Annotated in this window: 1 protein-coding gene; it reads right to left on the reverse strand. The window is 51.4% G+C overall.

Annotation, left to right across the window (positions count from 1 at the left end):
* Positions 1-146 (reverse strand): 16S rRNA (cytosine(1402)-N(4))-methyltransferase (gene mraW, locus ACYP03_RS27495; RefSeq protein WP_459782872.1); only part of this gene is annotated, 146 nt, incomplete at its 3' end.
* Positions 147-245: the final 99 nt, after the last annotated feature.

A 245-nucleotide genomic window follows, 5' to 3' on the forward strand; every position in this document is an offset into this window, starting at 1 on the left:
CCATGTTCGCCAAGGTGGGAAAGGATCAGGCGGCTGTGGCCACCGCGGCCAAAGGTACCGTCGATATAAATACCGTCTGGTTTGATGGCTAAACCATCAACAGACTCATGGAGCAGCACGGAAACGTGAGCAAATTGTTCGGACATAATAATTGCTTCAGCTGAATAATAAGCGAACTGAAGACACCGGCCGGATGCCTCCACCAGAGATTACTGGGTCGTTGGTTTTCCGCTGCTCTGCCTGTT

The sequence above is a fragment of the Photobacterium sp. R1 genome, from assembly GCF_054600795.1.